Source organism: Sphaerotilus microaerophilus, from assembly GCF_023734135.1.
Classification (GTDB): domain Bacteria; phylum Pseudomonadota; class Gammaproteobacteria; order Burkholderiales; family Burkholderiaceae_C; genus Sphaerotilus; species Sphaerotilus microaerophilus.
In genome coordinates, this window is sequence record NZ_AP025730.1 from 1918627 (window position 1) to 1938655 (window position 20029).

General features: G+C 72.0%; 15 protein-coding genes. 7 read left to right on the forward strand and 8 right to left on the reverse strand.

Annotated elements, in window-relative coordinates:
* The first annotated feature begins 5 nt into the window (after window positions 1-5).
* The gene (locus NGK70_RS08435) at window positions 6-827 is read left to right on the forward strand and encodes a substrate-binding domain-containing protein (protein ID WP_251972804.1); all 822 of its coding nucleotides are present in this window, start codon (window positions 6-8) and stop codon (window positions 825-827) included.
* Window positions 824-2785, forward strand: a complete 1962-nt coding sequence (locus NGK70_RS08440; RefSeq protein ID WP_251972805.1) for a putative bifunctional diguanylate cyclase/phosphodiesterase — start codon at window positions 824-826, stop codon at window positions 2783-2785. Before NGK70_RS08435 ends, NGK70_RS08440 begins: the two co-directional genes overlap by 4 nt.
* A gap of 99 nt (window positions 2786-2884) precedes the next feature.
* On the opposite strand, the gene NGK70_RS08445 is transcribed toward NGK70_RS08440, so the two are convergent.
* Both NGK70_RS08445 and NGK70_RS08450 read right to left on the reverse strand, forming a co-directional pair.
* Window positions 2885-3691 (reverse strand): SDR family NAD(P)-dependent oxidoreductase, encoded by an 807-nt coding sequence (locus NGK70_RS08445; protein WP_251972806.1) that lies wholly within the window; start codon window positions 3689-3691, stop codon window positions 2885-2887.
* Window positions 3692-3742: 51 nt separating this feature from the next.
* A complete protein-coding gene (locus tag NGK70_RS08450; RefSeq protein ID WP_251972807.1) occupies window positions 3743-4591 on the reverse strand; it encodes an IclR family transcriptional regulator in 849 nt (282 codons plus the stop codon).
* A 171-nt stretch (window positions 4592-4762) separates the two neighbouring features.
* Here NGK70_RS08450 and NGK70_RS08455 point away from each other — a divergent pair, with 171 nt between their 5' ends.
* From NGK70_RS08455 to NGK70_RS08470, 4 genes are all read left to right on the forward strand, one after another.
* Window positions 4763-5935 (forward strand): acetyl-CoA acetyltransferase, encoded by a 1173-nt coding sequence (locus NGK70_RS08455; RefSeq protein ID WP_251972808.1) that lies wholly within the window; start codon window positions 4763-4765, stop codon window positions 5933-5935.
* On the forward strand, window positions 5932-7539 hold the full coding sequence (locus tag NGK70_RS08460) for an acyl-CoA synthetase (protein WP_251972809.1): 1608 nt from the start codon (window positions 5932-5934) through the stop codon (window positions 7537-7539). The genes NGK70_RS08455 and NGK70_RS08460 overlap by 4 nt, the downstream gene beginning before the upstream one ends.
* A 79-nt stretch (window positions 7540-7618) precedes the next feature.
* Complete coding sequence (locus NGK70_RS08465; protein ID WP_251972810.1) at window positions 7619-8629, forward strand: TRAP transporter substrate-binding protein; 1011 nt, start codon at window positions 7619-7621, stop codon at window positions 8627-8629.
* Between the two features lie 103 nt (window positions 8630-8732).
* A complete protein-coding gene (locus NGK70_RS08470; protein ID WP_251972811.1) occupies window positions 8733-10610 on the forward strand; it encodes a TRAP transporter large permease in 1878 nt (625 codons plus the stop codon).
* A 25-nt stretch (window positions 10611-10635) separates the two neighbouring features.
* On the opposite strand, the gene NGK70_RS08475 is transcribed toward NGK70_RS08470, so the two are convergent.
* A complete protein-coding gene (locus NGK70_RS08475; RefSeq protein ID WP_251972812.1) occupies window positions 10636-11502 on the reverse strand; it encodes a PPC domain-containing DNA-binding protein in 867 nt (288 codons plus the stop codon).
* 92 nt (window positions 11503-11594) lie between these two features.
* Here NGK70_RS08475 and NGK70_RS08480 point away from each other — a divergent pair, with 92 nt between their 5' ends.
* Window positions 11595-12956 carry a M48 family metallopeptidase gene (locus tag NGK70_RS08480; protein WP_251972813.1) on the forward strand — a complete coding sequence of 454 codons (1362 nt, stop codon included), beginning with the start codon at window positions 11595-11597 and terminating at the stop codon, window positions 12954-12956.
* Window positions 12957-13005: 49 nt separating this feature from the next.
* Here NGK70_RS08480 and NGK70_RS08485 read toward each other — a convergent pair whose 3' ends face one another.
* The 5 genes from NGK70_RS08485 to NGK70_RS08505 all read right to left on the reverse strand — a co-directional run bounded on the left by NGK70_RS08485 (window position 13006) and on the right by NGK70_RS08505 (window position 19978).
* Window positions 13006-14796, reverse strand: coding sequence for a serine hydrolase domain-containing protein (locus NGK70_RS08485; RefSeq protein ID WP_251972814.1), 1791 nt, complete (start codon window positions 14794-14796; stop codon window positions 13006-13008).
* 171 nt (window positions 14797-14967) lie between these two features.
* Complete coding sequence (locus tag NGK70_RS08490) at window positions 14968-15840, reverse strand: transglutaminase-like domain-containing protein (RefSeq protein ID WP_251972815.1); 873 nt, start codon at window positions 15838-15840, stop codon at window positions 14968-14970.
* 159 nt (window positions 15841-15999) lie between these two features.
* Window positions 16000-16440 (reverse strand): GNAT family N-acetyltransferase, encoded by a 441-nt coding sequence (locus NGK70_RS08495; protein WP_251972816.1) that lies wholly within the window; start codon window positions 16438-16440, stop codon window positions 16000-16002.
* Window positions 16441-16585: 145 nt separating this feature from the next.
* Window positions 16586-18220, reverse strand: a complete 1635-nt coding sequence (locus tag NGK70_RS08500) for a collagen-like domain-containing protein (protein WP_251972817.1) — start codon at window positions 18218-18220, stop codon at window positions 16586-16588.
* A gap of 42 nt (window positions 18221-18262) precedes the next feature.
* On the reverse strand, window positions 18263-19978 hold the full coding sequence (locus NGK70_RS08505) for a hypothetical protein (protein ID WP_251972818.1): 1716 nt from the start codon (window positions 19976-19978) through the stop codon (window positions 18263-18265).
* Between the last annotated feature and the right edge of the window lie 51 nt (window positions 19979-20029).

A 20029-nucleotide genomic window follows, 5' to 3' on the forward strand; every position in this document is an offset into this window, starting at 1 on the left:
AGCCCATGCGGCGCCGCCTGCTCGCCGCAGCACCCGCTCTTGCCTTCGGGTGGCTCGGCAGCACATGGGCGGCCGATGGCGTGTCCGTGCGCATCGGCGGCACCGGCGGCGGCGTGGATGCGCTGGCGCAGCTGTTCGACGGATCCTGGAACGCCGGGCTGGCGCTGTCCGTGGTGCCCAGCCTGGGCAGCGGCGGAGGGCTCAAGGCCTTGGTGGCCGGCGCGATCGACGTGGCGGTGATCTCCCGCCCGATCACGGCCGAGGAGCAGGCCCAGGGGCTGCAGGCGGTGGAGGCCTTCCGCAGCCCACTGGTGTGGGCGGTGGCCGCGCGCAACCGCGGGGTTGGCGCGCTGAAGCTGCAGGAGCTGATCGACGTCTACACCGGCCAGATGGCGCAGTGGCCCGACGGGGTGCCGGTGCGCCCGGTGCTGCGCCCCGCCAGCGACTCGGACACGTTGGCGGTGCAGGCCTTCCACCCCGGCCTCGGCCAGGCGCTGCTGCTGGCGCTGCAGCGCCCCGGCGTGCGGGTGGCGATGACCGACACCGAGGCGGTGGATGACCTGAGCCAGATCCCCGGCGCCATCGGCACCACCACATTGGGGCTGGTTCTGTCCAGCAAGGGGGTGTTGCGGGCGCTTGACGTCAACGGCGTGGCACCCAGCGTGCGTGCGTTGGCCGAAGGCCGGTGGCGTGCGCAGAAGGTGATCCGCCTGGTGACGCAGGCACAGGCCCCCGCCGGGGCCACGCGCCTGCTGCAGCAGGTGGGCGGTGCGCCCGCCCAGGCCCGCATGGCACGGCTGGGGCACCTGCCGGGGCGCAGCTCGTGACCTCCGCCAAGCGACCGCTGCGCTCCGCAGCCTACTGGCTGGACCACGTGGCGGTGTGGCTGATGCTGGCCGTGGCGGCAGCGGTGCCCTTGACCTATGCGGTCGCCCAGTTCCAGTACGAGAAGGGCACGCTGGCCACCACCGCGCAGACGCGCTCTTACCTCCTCGCCCAGTACATCGCGCGCAACCCGCAGTACTGGCAGTTCGAGGAGGCGCGGTTGGTCGGCTTCGTGAACGACAGCATGCTGGGTGCCCAGCCCGGCGAGCGGCGCCGGGTGCTCGATGCCAAGGGCCAGGTGGCGGTGGAAAACGTGCCGCAGGCGCCTCCTCGGCCGCTCATCGAGGTCGCGCTCACCTTGTACGACGCCGGACGCCCGGTGGGGAACCTGGTGGTCGAGCGGTCGATCCGCCCGCTCGTCCTCGGCACGGCGCTGGTGTCGGCCGCGTCGCTGGCGATCGCACTGCTGCTGATCTGGCTGATCAAGTCCGTCCTGTTGCATGCGCTGCGCCAGTCCGAGTCGGACCTGCGCTTCCGCGCCGAGCACGACACGCTCACCAGCCTGCCCAACCGCGAGCACTTCCGCACCCGCGTGGTTGCCGCAATCGAGCAGGCCGCGCAGGCCCGCACCGCGGTGGCGGTGCTGTTCATCGACCTGGATCACTTCAAGGCGATCAACGACGCGCTCGGCCACGACGCGGGTGATGCCACCCTGTGCGAAGTCGCCCAGCGCCTGCGTTCGACGATCCGCCAGGGCGACATGGTGGCCCGCCTGAGCGGGGACGAGTTCGCCATCCTGCTCGACGTGACGCACGATGCCGAGGTGGCTGCCGGCGTCGCCCGCGAGGTGGCCTCCGGCGTGGTGACGCAGTGCGGCCGGCCGTTCAGCTTCGAGGGCCAGGTCCACCGCATCGGCGCCAGCGTCGGCATCGCGGTCTACCCGAGCGATGCCGACACCGCCGACGCCCTGCTGGCGCACGCGGACACTGCGATGCTCAACGCCAAGCGGGCCGGCCGCGGCAAGCACCTGCGCTACGCCCCGGCGATGCAGGAGGCGCAGCGCGCCCGCCTGGAGCTGGAGGGTGACCTGCGCGTGGCCGTGGCCGAGGGGCAGTTTCTCCTGCACTACCAGCCGCTCATCGACCTGGCCAGCGGCCAGCTGCTGGGCAGCGAGGCGCTACTGCGCTGGCAGCACCCGCAGCGCGGCCTGGTGCCGCCGATCGAATTCATCACCGTGCTGGAGGAAATGGGCCTGATTGCCGAGGTAGGCCGCTGGGTGATGCAGCGCGCCTGCTGCGTGACCGCCCGCTGGAGCCATGAGCACGGCCGGGCGCTGAAGGTGGCGGTCAACGTGTCGCCGCTGCAGTTCGCCCAGGGCGAGGCCTTCGTCGAGACCGTGCGTGCCGTGCTGGCCGAGACCGGCCTGCCGCCGCAGCAGCTGCAGCTGGAGCTGACCGAGGGGCTGCTGATGAGCCAGAGCGAGCAGAGCCTGGCGCTGATGCACCAGCTGCGCGCGCTGGGCGTGTCGCTGGCCATCGACGACTTCGGCACCGGCTACTCCTCGCTGGCCTACCTGCGTAGCTTCCCGGTCGACACGCTCAAGATCGACCGCTCCTTCATCCGCGACCTCGGGCCGCGCCCCGAGCACATCACGCTGGTCTACGCCATCGTGCAGCTGGGCCACAACCTGGGCATGAAGGTGACGGCCGAGGGCATCGAGACTGCCGAGCAGCGTTCCCAGCTGGCCGACCTGCGCTGCGACACCGGCCAGGGCTACTTCCTGGGTCGGCCGGTGCCGGAGGAGGTCTACGCCCGCCTGCTGGCCAGCGGCGAGCCCTTGGTGCCGGCCATCGTCGCGCCCGTCGTGGTGCAGGCCGCGGTGTTGGCAGCGGCGTCCGGGCCGGTCCCCGCTGCGGGCACCGGCCCCACGCTGTCGATGCCCGAGCCCGTGCCAGTCTGAGCCGGGCCAGGGGCCGGCGCTTGCAACGCCAGCCGTGCCATCGACAGGCCTGAGCGACTGGCCGCCTGACGGCCAGCACCGGTCAGGATTGGCGCATGTTCAGGGCTGCGCATTGCGCCGCAGCGTCGGCAGCCCCACGCCCGCGGCGTCGAAGCCGCCGTCGGCCGCCACCACCTGGCCGTTGACGTAGCTGGCCGCGTCGCTGCACAGGAAGCCCACCACGTTGGCGATCTCCTCCGTCGTGCCGTAGCGGTTCAGCGGGATCACGTCGTGGTAGTCCGAGCGGATCGCCACGCTGTGCACCAGCTTGGCCATCTCGGTCTCCACCGGGCCCGGGGCCACCGCGTTGACGCGGATGCCCACGGTGCCGAGTTCGGTGGCCTGCTGCTTGGTCAGGTGGATCAGCGCGGCCTTGCTGGTGCCGTAGGCCACGCGCAGCGTGCTGGCGCGCAGGCCGGAGATGCTGGCGATGTTGACCACCGCACCGCCGCCGCCTCTCTTCATCACCGGCGCCACCGCCTGGGTGCAGAGGAAGGGGCCATTCAGGTTGGTGCCCAGCACGGTCTGCCAGTCCTCGAAGCTGGTCTGGCCGATGGGCTTGAACACCGCGACGCCGGCGTTGTTGACCAGTGCGTCGATGCGGCCGAAGATGGCCTCGGTCTTCGCGGTGGCGGCGTCCACCTGGTCGGGCTGAGACACGTCGCAGTGGATCGCCAGCACGTGCGCGGCGTCGTTCAGCTCGCTGGCGGTGCGGCCCAGCGTCTCGGCGTCGATGTCCCAGAGCGCGACGCGGTAGTCGCGCGCCAGAAACCAGCGCGCCACTTCGAGGCCGATGCCGCGGGCGCCGCCGGTGACGACGGCGACGCGTTGGGAAGCCGATGAGGAGGGGGTGGAGGAGTTGGACATGGGGGTTGTCTCCGTTGTGGGTGAGGAAGCGGGAAGCGATTCAGGATGGGCTCAGTCCGGCTGCGGCCGGCCGAGCTGCTGCTGGGTCAGCTCGCGGCTGGCCTGCATCAGCCGGTTGCCCAGCGCAGCGCGGCGGGCGGCGCCCAGGCGGGGTTCGATGGCGGCCAGGCTGATCGAGGCCACCGGGCGGTTGTGGCGGTCGTACACCGGCACGCCCAGCGCCCAGCTGCTTTCCAGCACCAGGCCGGGATTCAGGCAGTAGCCCTGCGCGCGGGTCTCCAGGATCAGCGCGCGGATGGCCGCGTCGCTGCAGCGCGGGTAGTGCGCCAGGCGCTGCGCGGCGTTGCGCGCCAGGATGGCGTCGATGTCCGCATCGGCGAGCGCGGCCAGCATCGCGCAGCTGCCGGCGCCCACGCCGAGCGGCCAGCGGTCGCCGGCCTTGACGAGCTGGTTGCGGATCGGGAAGTCGCCCTCGGCGCGCGACAGGCAGATGCTCTCGTCGCCGTGCAGCACGGTGAAGAAGAGCGTGTCGCCGGACTCCAGCGCCAGCGCGTTCATCAGCGGCGCGGCCAGGCGCTGCAGCTCGTAGCTGGGCTCGGCCGCCAGCCCGACGGCGAAGGCCTCCGGCCCGAGCCGGTAGGCGCCGGTGGCGCGGTCGTGGATCACGAAGCCCTCGTCCACCAGCGTCAGCGTCAGGCGGATCGCGGTGGCCTTGGCCAGCCCCAGGCGCCGGCCGATCTCGTTCATGCGCAGCCCGCCCGGGCCCACGCGGGTGAGCAGGCGCAGCACCGCCAGGCCGCGGCGCAGCGTCTGGGCGCCGGCGGTCTCGCCGCGCGGGGCGTCGGCAGCTTCCTGAGGGGAGAGCGATGGCTCCGGGTTTACCCCGGCGGACAGGTCCATATATCGAACCGATATGTGTGTGAAGCGGGTGGGGAGGGCAATTCTTGCGGGATTCTGACGCTTAGCATCGCATGAATCGCCCCATAAGACCCAGCGGCCGAACGATTCTGGTTCACATGGTAGACCTGTGAACCCGGGCCGATCGACGCCACGCAGACCCGGATACCCGCCATGACCGCCAACCCCTACATCGTCGGCTGGGCCCATTCGCCCTTCGGCAAGCTCGACGCGCTGGACACCGAGGCGCTGTTCGCCCAGGTCGCGCTGCCGGCCATCGAAAGCGCGGGGCTGACGCCGGAGGACATCGACGGCGTCTTCGTCGGCCACTACAACGCCGGCTTCGTGCGGCAGGACTTCAGCGGTGCGCTGGCCGCAGTGGCGATCCCCGCGCTGCGCCACGTGCCGGCCGCCCGGCTGGAGAACGCCTGCGCCACCGGCTCGGCGGCGATCTGGGCGGCGCTGGACGCCATCGGCGCCGGCCGCATGAAGCGCGTGCTGGTGGTGGGACTGGAGAAGATGAACGGCGTGCCCGGTGCACAGATCGGCGAGATCCTGCTCAAGTGCTCCTACGTCAAGGAGGAGGGCGACACCCCCGGCGGCTTCGCCGGCGTGTTCGGCAAGATTGCCAGCGAGTACTTCGCGCGCTTCGGCGACCAGAGCGACGCGCTGGCGCAGATCGCCGCCAAGAACCACGCCAACGGCGTGCGCAACCCCTGGGCGCACCTGCGGCGCGACTTCGGTTTCGACTTCTGCCGCACGCCCTCCGAGAAGAACCCCTTCGTGGCCGGGCCGCTCAAGCGCTCGGACTGCTCGCTGGTGTCCGATGGCGCCGCCGCGCTGGTGATCGCCACCGAGCCGCTGCCCGGCGCGGCCGCCCCGGCGGTGCGCTGGCGCTCGCGCACCCAGGTCAACGACGTGCTGCCGCTGTCGCGGCGTGACCCGACCCGCTTCGAGGGCGCGGCGCTGGCCTGGCAGCGCGGGCTGGCGGCGGCCGGCAGCACGCTGGCCGACCTGCACTTCGTCGAGACGCACGACTGCTTCACGGTCGCCGAGCTGCTGGAGTACGAGGCCATGGGCCTGGCGCCGCACGGCCAGGGCGCCCGCGTGATCGCTGAGGGCGTCACCCGCGCCGACGGCCGCCTGCCGGTCAACCCCTCCGGCGGGCTGAAGTCCCGCGGTCACCCGATCGGTGCGACCGGCGTGTCCCAGCACGTGATGGCGGCGATGCAGCTGTCCGGCAGCGCCGGCGAGATGCAGGTGGCCGGCGCCGGCCGCGGCGCGGTGTTCAACATGGGTGGCGCGGCGGTGGCGAACTACCTGAGCATCCTGGAGTCGGTGGCGTGAACGCTGCGCAGACCGCCAATCTCTCCTGCCTGCTGCGGCAGACGGCCCGGCTCTTCCCCGACCGGCCCGGGCTGATCCAGGGCGAGCGGTCCTGGAGCTGGGCGCAGATCGACGCGCGCGTCGATGCGCTGGTTGCCGCGCTGCGTGCGCTGGGGCTGAAGAAGGGCGACCGCATCCTGCAGCAGTCGCGCAACAACCTGGCGATGTTCGAGAGCGCCTGGGCGGCCTTCCGCATGGGCTGCGTCTGGGTGCCGACCAACTTCCGCCTCACGCCGGGCGAGGTGGCCTACCTGGGTGCCTCCAGTGGCGCGGTGGCGATGCTGGTGGAAACCGTCTTCGCCGGCCACGCCGCCGCGGTGCGCGAGGCCGCGCCCGCGCTGCAGCACGTGGTCTGGATCGGGGACGACGTCCCGCCAGGCGAGCTGGCCTACGAGGACTTGCTCGCCCAGCAGGCCGGCGCCGCGCCGACCGAGGAAACCGAGGAATCGGTGGCGCACGACGACCCGCTCTGGTTCTTCTACACCTCGGGCACCACCGGCAAGCCCAAGGCCGGCATCCTGACGCATGGGCAGATGGCCTTCGTGGTGACCAACCACCTGGCCGACCTGATCCCCGGCACGACGGAGGACGACTGTGCCATCGCCGTGGCGCCGCTGTCGCACGGTGCGGGCATCCACGCGCTGATGAATGTCGCGCGCGGCGCTGCCACGGTGCTGCTGCCCAGCGAGAAGATGGACCCGGAGCAGGTCTGGCAGCTCATCGAGCGCCACCGCGTCAGCAACCTCTTCACCGTGCCGACCATCGTCAAGCTGCTGGTCGAGCACCCGGCGGTGGACCGTTATGACCACTCGTCGCTGAAGTTCGTGATCTACGCCGGCGCGCCGATGTACCGCGCCGACCAGCGCCTGGCGCTGCGCAAGCTGGGGCCGGTGCTGGTGCAGTACTTCGGCCTGGGCGAGGTGACCGGCAACATCACCGTGCTGCCGCGCCACATGCACTCGGCCGACGATGCCGACCCGAACGCCAACATCGGCGCCTGCGGGCGGCCGCGCACCGGCATGGAGGTCGCCATCCTCGACGCCGACGGCCGGCCGCTGCCGGTGGGCGAGGTGGGCGAGATCTGCTGCCGCGGCCCGGCCGTCTTCGCCGGCTACCACGACAACCCCGAGGCCACCGCCCGTGCGCTGCGCGGCGGCTGGTTCCACACCGGCGACCTGGGCCGGCTGGACGCGCGGGGCTTGCTGTACATCACCGGGCGCGAGTCGGACATGTACATCTCCGGCGGCAGCAACGTCTACCCGCGCGAGTGCGAAGACCTGCTGCTGGAGCACCCCGGCATCGCCGAGGTGGCGGTGCTGGGCGTGCCCGACCGCACCTGGGGCGAGGTCGGCGTGGCCGTGGTGGTGCGTCGCGACGGTGCCACCCCGGTAACGGGCGACGAGCTGCTGGCCTTCCTCGACGGCCGCCTGGCGCGCTACCGCTGGCCGCGGCAGTTCGTGTTCTGGGAGGCGCTGCCCAAGTCCGGCTACGGCAAGATCACCAAGAAGGACGTGCGCGCGCTGCTCTACGAGCGTGGCGACGTGCAGGAAATTACCCCCGACTGAGCCAGCCCCCGACGCTCAGAATCCGATCCACAAGATTCCCACCCGGCGAAGCATTCGCCCGACCCCAGGAGACCTCCCCATGAACATCACCCGCCGCCGCGTCATCGCCAGCTCCAGCGCCCTGGTTTTCCCCGCGCTGCACCTGGGCCCGGCGCGAGCCGCCGAGTTCTCGCTGAAGTACGCCAACAACCTGCCGGTGACGCACCCGATGAACGTGCGCGCCAACGAGATGGCCGCCAAGATCGCCGCCGACTCGAAGGGCCGCGTCGAGCTGAAGGTCTTCCCGAGCAGCCAGCTGGGCAACGACACCGACACGCTCAGCCAGATCCGCTCCGGCGCGGTCGAGTTCTTCACTCTGTCGCCGCTGATCCTGGGCACGCTGGTGCCCTCGGCGCAGATCTCCGGCGTGGGCTTCGCGTTCAAGGACTATGGCCAGGTCTGGTCCGCGATGGACGGCGAGCTGGGCGCGCACGTGCGCAAGGAGATCGCCGCCAAGTCGACGATGTTCGCCTTCGAGAAGATCTGGGACAACGGCTACCGCCAGATGACCTCCAGCTCGCACGCGATCACCAAGCCCGAGGACCTCAAGGGCATGAAGATGCGCGTGCCGCCGAGCCCCTTCTGGGTGTCGATGTTCAAGGCCTTCGAGGCCAGCCCGGCGACCATCAACTTCGCCGAGGTCTATACCGCCCTGCAGACCAAGGTGGTGGACGGCCAGGAGAATCCGCTGGCCATCATCGCCACCGCCAAGCTGCACGAGGTGCAGAAGTACTGCTCGGTGACCAACCACATGTGGGACGGCTTCTGGTTCCTGGCCAACAAGAAGGCCTTCGAGCGTCTGCCGGCCGACGTGCAGGAGATCATCACCCGCAACGTCAACGCCGCCGGCCTGCTGGAGCGCGACGACGTCAAGAAGCTCAATGACGGGCTGATGGCCGACCTCAAGGCCAAGGGCATGGCCTTCAACAGCACCGATGCCGAGCTCTTCCGCGCCAAGCTGCGCGTCGCCGGCTTCTACGCCGAGTGGCACAAGAAGTTCGGCGACGAGGCCTGGGCCCTGCTGGAAAAGTACACCGGCAAGCTGAGCTGATGACCCCTGCGGCCCGGTCCCGACCGGGCCGCAGCGTTTCACGCCGCCGCCGACGCGATCCTCGCCGCGACCCCGCCCTCGACCCGATGCCGTACCCCCGCCCATGACCGCGCCCGCCGATTTCTCCGATCTCCAGGAAAACGTCGTCCTGCCCATCGAGGTGCAGGCGACGATGTCGCGTGCGCGGTTGATGATGCCCTTCGAGGCGGTGGCTGCGATGCTGGTGGCGGCCATCACGCTGATGCTGCTGGCGGGGGTGGCGTCGCGCTACCTGTTCGGCGCACCGCTGGTGTGGGTCGACGAGGCGGTGTCGATCGCCTTCCTCTGGCTGGCGATGCTCGGCACCGCGCTGGCCATCCACCGCAACGAGCACCTGCGCCTGACCGTCGTGCTGCAACGCCTGCCCCAGCCGCTGCAGGGCTACGTGCAGGCCTTCGGGCTGGTGGTGATGGCGGCCTTCCTGGCCGCGCTGGTGGGGCCGGCGATCGAGTACGTCGAGCAGGAGGCCTTCGTCACCACGCCGGCGCTGGAGATCCCCAACTCCTGGCGCGTCAGCGCGATCGCCTGCGGCATCGGGTCGATGCTGGCGGTGTTGCTGCTGCACGCCTGGAAGGTCTGCCGCCCGCGCGAGCTGCTGGTGGGCGCGCTGCTGGTCGGAGCAGTGGCCGCCGCCTGCTGGGCGGGCCAGCCGGTGCTGAAGACGCTCGGGCACTGGAACATCGCGCTCTTCCTGATCGGCTTTGTCGCCGTCTGCCTGCTGGCGGGCGTGCCGATCGCGTTCTGCTTTGGCATCGGCTCGGTGGCCTTCCTGGCCTTCACCACCCAGGTGCCGATGGGTGTGATGATCGGCCGCATGGACGAGGGCATGTCCAGCCTGGTGCTGGTGTCGGTGCCCATCTTCGTGCTGCTGGGCTGTGTACTGGACGCCACCGGCATGGGCAAGGCCATCATCGACTTCCTCGCCTCGCTGATCGGGCATGTGAAGGGCGGCATGAGCTACGTGCTGCTGGGATCGCTGTTCATCGTCTCGGGCATCTCCGGCTCCAAGGTCAGTGACATGGCCACCGTGGCGCCCGCGCTCTTCCCCGAGATGAAGCGCCGCGGCCAGCAGCCCAAGGAGATGATCGCGCTGCTGTCCACCGGCGCGGCGATGGCCGACACCGTGCCGCCCAGCATCGTGCTGATCGTGCTCGGCTCGGTGGCCGGGGTGTCCATCGCCGGGCTGTTCCAGGCCGGTGTCACCGTCGCGCTGGTGCTGCTGCTGGCGCTGGCCGTGCTGGCGCGCTGGAAGGCCCGTGGCGAGCAGATGGCCCAGGTGCAGCGCGCGCCGCTGTCGCTGGTCGGCCGCACGCTGTTGATCGCCGGCCCGGCGCTGGTGCTGCCCTTCCTGATCCGCGGCGCGGTGGGCGGCGGTGTCGCCACCGCCACCGAGGTGTCCACCCTGGCGGTGGTCTACGCGATGCTGGTGGGCATGGTGATGTACGGCGGCATCCGCCCCAAGCAGATCTACGCGATGCTGGTGGACACCGCGGCGCTGTCCGGCGCCATCCTGCTGATCCTGGGCTGCGCGCTGGCGATGGCCTGGGTCATCACCCAATCCGGCGTGGCGCAGCAGCTGGCCGCCTTCATGAAGGGGCTGCCCGGCGGCGTGCCGACCTTCCTGGCGGTGACCATCGTTGTCTTCCTGGTGCTCGGCTGCGTGCTGGAGGGCCTGCCCGCGCTGCTGCTGATGGCGCCGCTGATGTTCCCCATCGCGCGCAGCCTGGGCGTCAACGACGTGCACTACGCGATGGTGGTGGTCTGCGCGATGAACATCGGCCTGATGATGCCGCCCATCGGCGTGGGCTTCTACATCGCCTGCCGCATCGGCGACGTCTCGCCCGACGAGGCCATGGGTGCGATCTGGCCCTACATCGTCGCGCTGATCGTCGGCCTGGTCATCGTGGCCGCGGTGCCGGGCATCTCGACCGCGGTGCTCTGAGCGCTGCGCCCAGCCGGGCGGGCTTTCAGTCCGCCCGTTCCAACACCAGCTCGAAGGTCACCAGCACCGCGTTCCGGCCGCGCGCGAGCCGGCCCTGGTGGCGCCCGCCGAGGTGGTCGACCAGCATCACGTCGATGCGGGCCTCCAGCTCGCCGTTCGTGCCCGGGCCGATCTCGCCGTGGCAGATCAGCGTCTCGGTGACGAAGGGCTCGACCACGCGGCCGTCGTCGAACACCACGCCCACCGTGCTGCCCACGCCGCCACGCACCACGGCCGAGCGCCAGCCCTGCGCGCGGCAGATCGACTCCAGCGCCTCGCAGAGGTCCAGGTTCGGCTGGACTCGGACGGCCAGCGCCGGGGCTTCATCGCCCACCGCCGCCGATGCCGTCGACATGGCCACCGGGCGGAACAGCGAGAAGTTCGTCTCTTCGTCCGGCTGCACCGCAAAACCGGCGCCACTCAGCGCCCAGCCGTCGAGCTGCGCGGTACCGTCGACCAGCAACGCTTCGGTGGGCAGCACATGGCCGCAGTGCGGCTGGCCGTCGGCGTCCAGCCAGTCGACGTGGGCGTGCAGCCAGGGCTGGCCGCCGCGCCGGCCGTAGGTGATCGTCGCCTCCTGCAGGCGGATCGGGCTGCGCGCCTCGAAGCGCTCGCTGAAGTACACCGCGTGCGCCGGTGAGCGCGACAGCGCAGGCATCACGTAGGGCCAGGGGTCGAAGACGCCGCCGCGCAGGCGGGCCACGCCGCTCGTCGCGCCCTGGGCGTCGAAGGCCGCCTGCACCGCGTCGAGCAGGCTGCGTCCGGGCGACAGCAGTGCCGAGAAGGCCTGCAGGCCGGCAGGAGCGGATTCGATGCGGCCCAGCGAGGGGCCAGGGTGCTGGATGGAGCGCATGGCGGCGGTTATACCGTGGCGGTCCCGCCGCTGCAGGGCGGTGCGGTTCCATCCACAATCCGTGAACAATCTCGAGGTGACGAGGAGTGGCCATGGAGCAGAGACGCACTGGCGCGGGCAGGTGGGCAGCGCTGACGCTGGGACTGGCGTTGGCTGCAGCAGCAGGGCCGGTGCAGGCGGCGGGAGAGGCGCCTGCGCAGGCCGGCCCGGCCGCCTCCGGCGTGGTCACCAACCCGCAGTTCCACATCGTCCCGGTGGACGACGCCTGGCGCGCCGGCCTGCCACGCGATGCGGATGCCGCCACCCGCGCCTACCTGGCCCGCCTGCCGGCCGAGGTGACGGCGCGGGCCGATGCCTACTTCGAGGGCGGCTACTGGCTGCAGCTGTGGAACTTCCTGCTCGGGCTGGCCGTGTCGGCCGTGCTGTTGGGCGGACGGCGCTCGGCCCGTCTGCGCGACTGGGCCCAGCGCGTGGCCCGCCGGCCGCTGCTGCGTGATGGCCTTTACGGCGCCTGCTTCTCGGTGGCTGGCTGGGTGTTGACGCTGCCGCTCACCGTCTACCAGGGATTCGTGCGCGAGCACGCCTACGGCATGGCCACGCAGGGCTTCGGCGCCTGGTTTGGCGAGCAGCTGATCGGCCTGGCGGTGGGCACGCTCGTCACCGCGCTGGCCGTGGCGGCGCTGTACGCCGTGTTCCGTCGCAGTGGCGAGCGCTGGTGGCTGTGGGGCACGGTCACGGCCACGGCGCTGATGGTGCTGGTGCTGATGGTCTATCCGGTCTGGGTCGATCCGCTGTTCAACACCTACAAGCCGGTGGAGAACGGCGAGGTGCGCGCCGCGGTGCTCGCGATGGCCCGGGCCGATGGCGTGCCGGTGGAGAACGTCTACGAGTTCGATGCCTCGCGCCAGACCACACGCGTGAGCGCCAATGTGTCGGGCATCTTCGGCTCGGCCGCGGTGCGGCTCAACGACAACCTGCTGCGCCGCACCTCGCTGCCGGAGATCCGTGCCGTGATGGCCCACGAGCTGGGCCACTACGTGCTGAACCACATCTACAAGATGCTCGCCTTCTTCGCGCTGATCCTGCTGGCGGGCTTCCTGTTCGCGCAATGGGCCATGCAGCGCCTGCTCGCACGCCACGGCGAGCGGCTCGGCCTGCACGGCGTGGCGGACGTGGCCAGCCTGCCGCTGCTCAGCGCGGTGTTCGCCGTGTTCATGTTCCTGGCCACGCCGGCCACCAACACGCTGGTGCGCACGCAGGAGGTGGAGGCCGACCGCTTCGGCCTGAACCTGGCGCGCGAGCCGCACGGCGTGGCCGAGGCGGTGCTCAAGCTCACCGAGTACCGCAAGCCCGACCCGGGTCCGATCGAGGAGGCCCTGTTCTTCGACCACCCCAGCACCCGCTTCCGGGTGCACGACGCGATGCGCTGGCGCGAGGCGATGGGCACGCCCTGACGGGCCGCCGCACCCTGCGGCCGTGTTCTGCGGCCGTGCCCTGCCGCGCTCAGTGCACGCGGCGGAAGACCCAGCCCGAGTAGACGATGCGCGCCTCGCCCTCCACCCGGCGCAGCGTGATGACCGGCCCGGTGCCGGCCACCGGGCCGACCAGTTGCGCCCGCGTCGGTGAGAGCACCTGCAGCGGCAGCCGGGCGGCCGACGAGCCGCCAAAGGCCGCCGCCAGCGTCGGCCGCACCCAGAGGCGGCCGGCGTCGAGTTCCACCTCCACGCGCTCCAGCGTCGGCACCTCGCCCGGCGCCAGCTCCGGCACCCAGTGGCCCACCAGCGCGGCCAGTTCGGCCGGCACCTCGGCCGGCGGGGCGAGCCGGTCGCCCGCAAACAGCTCCTGCCCGTCGTAGCGGGCGATCAGCACCTCGTGTCCGCCGTCCTGCCCCGCCACGCTGCGGCACTGTACGCCGATCCCCTCCAGCGCCGCCAGTGACAGCGGCAGCCAGCCGCCCAGCCGGTAGCGCAGCCCGGCCCAGCGGTCGGCGCCCTCGATGAGGTCAAAGCGGCGGCCCCCCAGCTCCGCGCGCAGCCGGTCGCCTGACGTGCTCACAGTGGCCACCCCCGCGACGGTGCTGTACTCACCCACGCAGGCCTGCCGCTCGGCATCGGTCCAGGGCCGCGGCGCCGGCTGGTAGCCGGGCACCCGTGCCGGCTGGGGCTGGCCGGTCCTGGCCTCCAGCAGCAGCGCCAGCGCCCGCGCCGCAACGCGGTTGACCACCGGTCCGGCGGCACCGTCGTTGGCGGCGACGATCACGCCCAGGCGCTGCGCGGGCAGCATCATCAGCTGGGCGCGGTGGTAGAAGGTGGCACCCGCGTGGTGCGCCACCGGCCCGCCGCCCTGCACCGTGTCGCGCCCGAAGGTGGCCAGCATCCAGCCCAGGCCGTTGCCAAAGCCGCTGTCCAGCGCCACATCGGCGTTCTGCACCCGCAGCATCTCGGCGACCTGCGCGGCGGGCAGCAGCACGTCACCGGCCGCGTTGCGTCCGTTGGCAAACTGCATCGAGATGAACTTCGCCACGTCGCTGACGCTGGCCGTCAGCCCGCCGGCCGGCAGGTCGCGCAGCCCGGGCTCGACCTGCGCAGCGGACTTCATGTGCCCGCGCGCCATGCGTGGCGAATCGACCGGCCCGGCGCTGAACGTTGCGTCGCGCATGCCCAGCGGATCGAGCAGCGCCTGCTGCATGTGCTGCTCGAAGCGCTGGCCGCTCACCCGCTCGATGGCCAGCCCGAGCAGGTCCAGCCCGACGTTCGAGTAGCCAAACGCCAGCCCCGGCGGCGCCGCGGCCTCCTCGGTGGACGCCGGGTCCGCCAGCCCGGCCAGCATCGTGCGGAAGTCGCCCACCGCCCCTGCAGGTTCGGCCCACATGCCGCCCAGCACATCGCGCGGCAGGCCGCTGTGGTGCGTCATCAGCAGGCGCGGGGTGATCGGCGCCCCTGCCGGAGACCCGCTCCAGCGGCTGCGGATGCGCCAGTCCGGCAGCGCCTGCTGGATCGGCGCGTCCAGCTGCAGCCGGCCCTGCGCCACCAGCTGCATCGCCGCGGTGTCGGTGAAGAGCTTGGACACCGAGCCGACGCGGTAGAGCGTGTCCGCCGCCGCGGGCCGGCGTTCGGTCACGTCGGCCCAGCCGAAGCCCTGCGCCCAGACCACCCGCTGGTCGTCCACCAGCGCGATGCTCAGGCCGGCGACGCGCTGCGCGTCCATCTCGTGGGCGATGGTGCTGGTCAGCTGCTGGGTGACGCTGGTGAAGTCGCCCTGCGCCACAGGCTCGGTGGCCGGCGGGGTGCTCATGCAGCCGGCCAGGGCGACGATCGCTGCGCAGGTCAGCACGGCTGCGGTGCCGCGCCCTAGCCGGGAGGGGCTGCGCTCACCGCGCCATAACCAGAAGGGGCGGCGCTCACCGCGCCGCGTCGGGGTGGGTCGGTCCATCCGGCCAGTATCGCCGCTGGCCGGCGCCGCGGTTCAGGGGGCGCCGTCGTCGGTGGACAGCGCGTCCGTGGTGTGCTGCGGCATCTGCAGCAGTCCCCGGTCGTCGGGCAGCGCCTCGATGCGGATCACCGGGGGCTGGCTGGCCACCGGGCCGAAGATGGTTGCGAAGGCCGAATCGCTGGCGTCCCGGCCGGTGGCCAGGCGCACGAAGGCCATCGGGATGGCCGTGCCGGAGGGGTCGAACAGGTACCAGCGCCCGCCGAGGTAGACCTCCACGTAGGCGTGGAAGTCCGGTGGGCCCAGGGCCGGGTCGGCGCCGTAGTCGAAGCCCGTCACGAAGCGTGCCGGGATGTTCAGCGCCCGGCACAACGCGATCATCACGTGGGCAAAGTCGCGGCACACCCCGGCCCCGCTGGCCAGCGTGTCGCGCGCGGTGGTGGTGCTGGTGGAGGTGTTGCCACGGAAGACCACCCGCCGCTGCACCCAGTCGCGGATGGCGATCACGCGCTGGTGGCCCTGCCACAGCCGGCCGAACTCCTGCATCGCCAGCGCGCCCAGGTGGTCGGACTCGCAGTAGCGGCTCGGGTACAGGTAGGGCAGCACCTGAGGCGGCAGCTGGCGCACCGGCACCTCGGCCAGGTGCTCCGGCGGCACGATGTGGTGGTGCAGGTCGACCACCGCGCTGGAGCGCAGCTCCAGCAGGCCGGGCTGGGCGCTCAGGCGCAGGTAGCGCGCGCGGCTGGGCACATCGGTGTGGCTCTGCAGCATCACGGCCTGGTTGACCGTCAGGTGCTCCGACACCACCCTCTGCTGGCGTGTGTGCGCGGCCTGCACGTTGAAGATGAAGTCGGCCCCCGGGGAACTGACCGCGTACTGCAATGCCACCGAGAAGCTGATCCGGATCATGGCGGGGCCCGCCCGGCGGGCGGGGTGGGGAGGATGGCGTCGAGGGGCATGGTGGGCTGAGCTCCGGTGTTTGTGCCGCCGCCAAGGGCGGTGCCCGCCGGCATGCACAGAGCGTGCCGGCGGTGAGGGGTGGTGAGTGGGGGTGAGTGGTGGAGGGCGTCAGCCCAGCAGCTTGCGGTATTGCAGGAAGCCGCTTTTGGCCGCGATGCGGTCGTACAGCAGCATCGCGTCGCTGTTGCTCTCGTGCGTGAGCCACCACACCCGCGAGGCGCCCGCCGCCTCGGCCGCGGCGTAGACGTGCTCGATCAGCGCGCGGCCCACGCCCTGGCCGCGGCAGTCCGGCGCGGCAAACAGGTCCTGCAGGTAGCAGTAGTCCCCCGCCGTCCAGCAGCTGCGGTGGTAGATGTAATGCACCATTCCCACCAGCCGGCCCTCCACCTCCGCCACCGCGCAATGCATCGGCTCGGCCGGGTCATGGAAGCGCTGCCAGTTCAGCGCCGTCTGCTCCGCCGGCAGGTCCACCTTGTAGAAGCTCTGGTAGCCGCGCCACAGCGGCAGCCATTGGTCGTGGTCTTCGGGGCGGGCGAGGCGGATGAGCATGGCAGCGGGTCTCCAAGGGGTTTCCCACTGTAGCCGCAGGTGGGGCCGGCAGCGGCGCACCAGCCACCGGCTCACTGATGGGCAGGCCGGGGTGGCACGGGAAGGGACCCGGTTCAGCGCCGGGCCGGGCCGGGCGCGCCCGGCGTCAGCGCTTGCGCGGGCCCTTGGGTGGGGGCGGGGCGGCGGGCTCCTTCTTCGCTGCCGACCTCGGGCGGGGCGCGGCGGCCGTGAGCCGGTCCACCGCCAAGCCGATCACCGGCGTCAGGAGGGCGGGCGTGAGACCCGTCGTGGTGCCGGTCGTGGTGCCGGTCGTCGTGCCGCCCGTGAGGTTGGCCGGCGGGGGCAGGAAGACCCAGGCTTCCAGCACGCCGGCCGGCAGCCGCGGCGAACGGGTGCCGACGAATCCGTCCAGGCTGGAGGACAGCGCGCGCTCCTTCTCGTCGATCAGGTGGCCGCAGTGCACGCGCAGCATCAGGCGGCCGCCCGTGTTGAGCACGGCGGTCAGGCGCTCGGCGTCGTCGTTCGAGTTCCAGAACACGGCGCGCGCCGCGAGCCGGGTGACGCCGTGCAGCGCAACCAGCGGGCCGGGTGTGTTGACGAGGGCGCCACTGGGTGTGCGCACCGTGGTGGCCGGTTCGACCCACACCTGCACCACCTGCGGTGCCAGTTCGATGACACGCGGCAGCAGCGGGGTGGAGGTGCTCATTTCCACCTGCTTCAGCAGGGTGAGCGCCTGCGCCGTGGTCAGTGTCTGGCCCTGCGGCCAGTTGGATTTCTCGATGAACGGCCAATCGGCCAGTCCGGCATCGCCTGCAGGCCCGGGCGGGCCCTGGATGCCCTGCGGCCCTACCGGACCCACCGGACCGGTCGGACCTATTGGACCGGCTGGCCCCGCGGCACCCGTCGGACCGGTCGCACCGGCGGGGCCGATGGCCCCCGCCGGCCCAGGCGGGCCCACCGGCCCCGGCAGGCCGGGTGTGCCTGGCGCGCCCGTGGCCCCTGGTGGCCCTGCCGGGCCGATCGGTCCGGCAGGTCCGGCCGGGCCCACTGGACCGACGGCCCCGTCTGCGCCGTTCGTACCGTTCGTGCCGTCGGTCCCTGCCGGCCCCTGTGGCCCCTGGGGCCCCTGTGGCCCCGGTGAACCCTGTGCACCCGCCGGACCGGCGGGTCCGGTTTCGCCAGCGGGTCCCGCAGGGCCTTCCGGTCCTTCCGGCCCAGGCGGGCCGGCGGGGCCCACGCTGACGGGCAGCGGTGCACCGTCGTAGTACCAGCGTCCCTGGGCGTCCTGGCGGTGCTCGCCGCTGTGGCCGTGCACGCCGGCGGCCACGAAGAGGCTGGCGTCCTGCTCGATGCGCAGGGCGTCACCGTCTGCGCTGAGTTGGGCGATGACCAGGGCGTCCGGGCCGGGGGCCGGTGCATCCGCGGCCTCCAGCGCGGCCTGGGTCAGCAGGGTGATGACGGTGGGCGTGTTGCCCACGCGCAGTGCCGCCTGGTCGCCGTTGCTGGCACGCAGCACCACCCGCTGGCCGGCCGCGGGGCTGGCCAGCGTGACGGCGCTGTCCAGGTTCAGCCGCACCCCACCCGGCGCAAAGGCCACGCCCGGTTCGACGCGCAGGCCGGCGCCGTCCTGTCGCACCACCAGACCCCAGGCGATGCGCCCGCAGCCGACGGTGCGGCGCAGGTCGGCCACCGACTCGCGCAGCCGGTCCTGCAGGTGCTGCAGGTGCTCGGCGGTGACTCGCAGGCCCTCTACGAACTGGGATCGTGCATCGTCGGCCATGGTGGTCTTCCCCTTGCAGTGGTTGCGGTGGTACGAGGGGCCTCAGTGGTTGGAGACCACGTCGACATCGCGCAGCGCCAGCCGCCCCGCCACGCGGCTGGTCAGCCGCAGGACCGGCTGGCTGGCGCCCAGGCCGGCACCCAGGGCGAGGCTGGCGCGTTCGCCCCTGGGCACCGGGTTCAGTTCCTGGCTGGCGTTGCTGTCCACCAGGCCCAGGGTCAGGGGTGCCAGTGGCGCATCCTTGGGCGCCAGGCCGGCCAGGCGCAGGCGGGCGCGCGCGTCCAGCACCTGGCTGGCGTTCTGCAGCGGCGCGGGCAGGGCCTTCCAGGGGCCGTTGGGCGGGCCGCGGCGCAGGCGCATCGCATCCACGAGGGCTCCGGCGCCGCTGCCCGCCTTGGCCAGGCCGAAGGCCACCTGGCCGCGCGACACCACCAGCGCCGCCCAGGGCATGGGAGGGGCGGTGGTGGAGGCGGTGGTGGTGGGCAGCAGGGGCGGCTTCTTGAAGGGGAAGCTCACCCAGGCCTCGGTGTCGGAGGGGGCCAGCGTGACGGGCTCGCTGGTGGCGTTGGCCAGCGGCTGCACAGGCAGGCTGCCGGTGTCAGGCGGTCCGGCTTCCCACAGTACCACGCGTGCCTCGGCGCCGTCGCCCAGGGCCTGCAGGGGCCAGCGCAGCGCCTGCAGGGTCTGGATGCCGCTGCCCGGCGGCAGCTGCGTGATCAGCGCCACCTCCGGGGTGACCACAGCCTGGGCGAGCGGCAGGCCGGCTTCGCCCGGCGCGGCGTCCGGTCCCAGGGGCGGCACGGTGCGCTGCGGGCCCAGATCGGCCTCGGCCACCCAGTGGACCTGACTGATCACGCGCGGCGTGACGTCGGTAGGGGCGGGCAGGGCCAGCGGCAGGTCGAGCCGGCCTTCCGCGGGGAAGTCCAGCGTGGTGGTGGTCTGTTCGGCAAAGCGCACACGGCGGATGCGTCGCGTGGCCAGCGCCTGCTGCTGCAGGTTGAGGGTGCAGGGCACGGCGGTAGTGAGCTTGAGCACGAAGGTCGTGCTGCCGTCATCGGCCAGCGGGTCGCCGGTCAGCGCGGCCAGCGCGGCGCTCAGGTCCACGATGCGGCGCGAGTCCTGGTCCCAGCCGGCCTCGTCGGGCTGGCTGACATCGGGGCGCGGCTGCACGGGGTCGGGGTGGGTCCACACCGGGGGCGCACCGTCGATGGCAATCGCCAGGCCCGACGGCGGCTCGGGCAGGTGCAGCAGGACCTGGTCCAGCTGCGCCGGGCTGGGTGTGGCCGACAACAGCACGCGCAGGCGCTCGGTGCGCAGCTCCGGGAAGGTGATGCTGCTGCGTGCATCCACGTCGGACACCGAGGCCGCCGAGCTGGGGTTGAACTGGCTGCCCAGCCAACCGTACACCCGTCGCACCGTCAGCGGCGAGGGCAGCGACACGCTGCTGACGGTGCGCGGCGTGCCGAAGTCGATCACCAGCTCGTGGTGGGTGGTCGTGCCGACGGTCTGGCTGTAGCTGCGCACCTGGGCCACCTGCTGGGCCTGCACCAGGTCCACCCGGCGCGCCTGTACCTGCACCTTGAAGCTGTCCACCAGCGAATTGCGCGGCAGGGCCAACTCCAGCGTGGTGGACGTGGCCCCGGTCAGGGACACCAGCGGGAAGTAGTAGGCCACCTCCAGGGCCAGGCTCTCGAAGCCGATCACCTCGCTGGCCAGCAGGTTGGCCTGCACCCCGGTCTTGCTGCCAGCAGCGGCCATGGTTGGTTTCCTTGCCGGTGAGGTGGTCGGGCGGTCAGCCGCTCAGGCGCC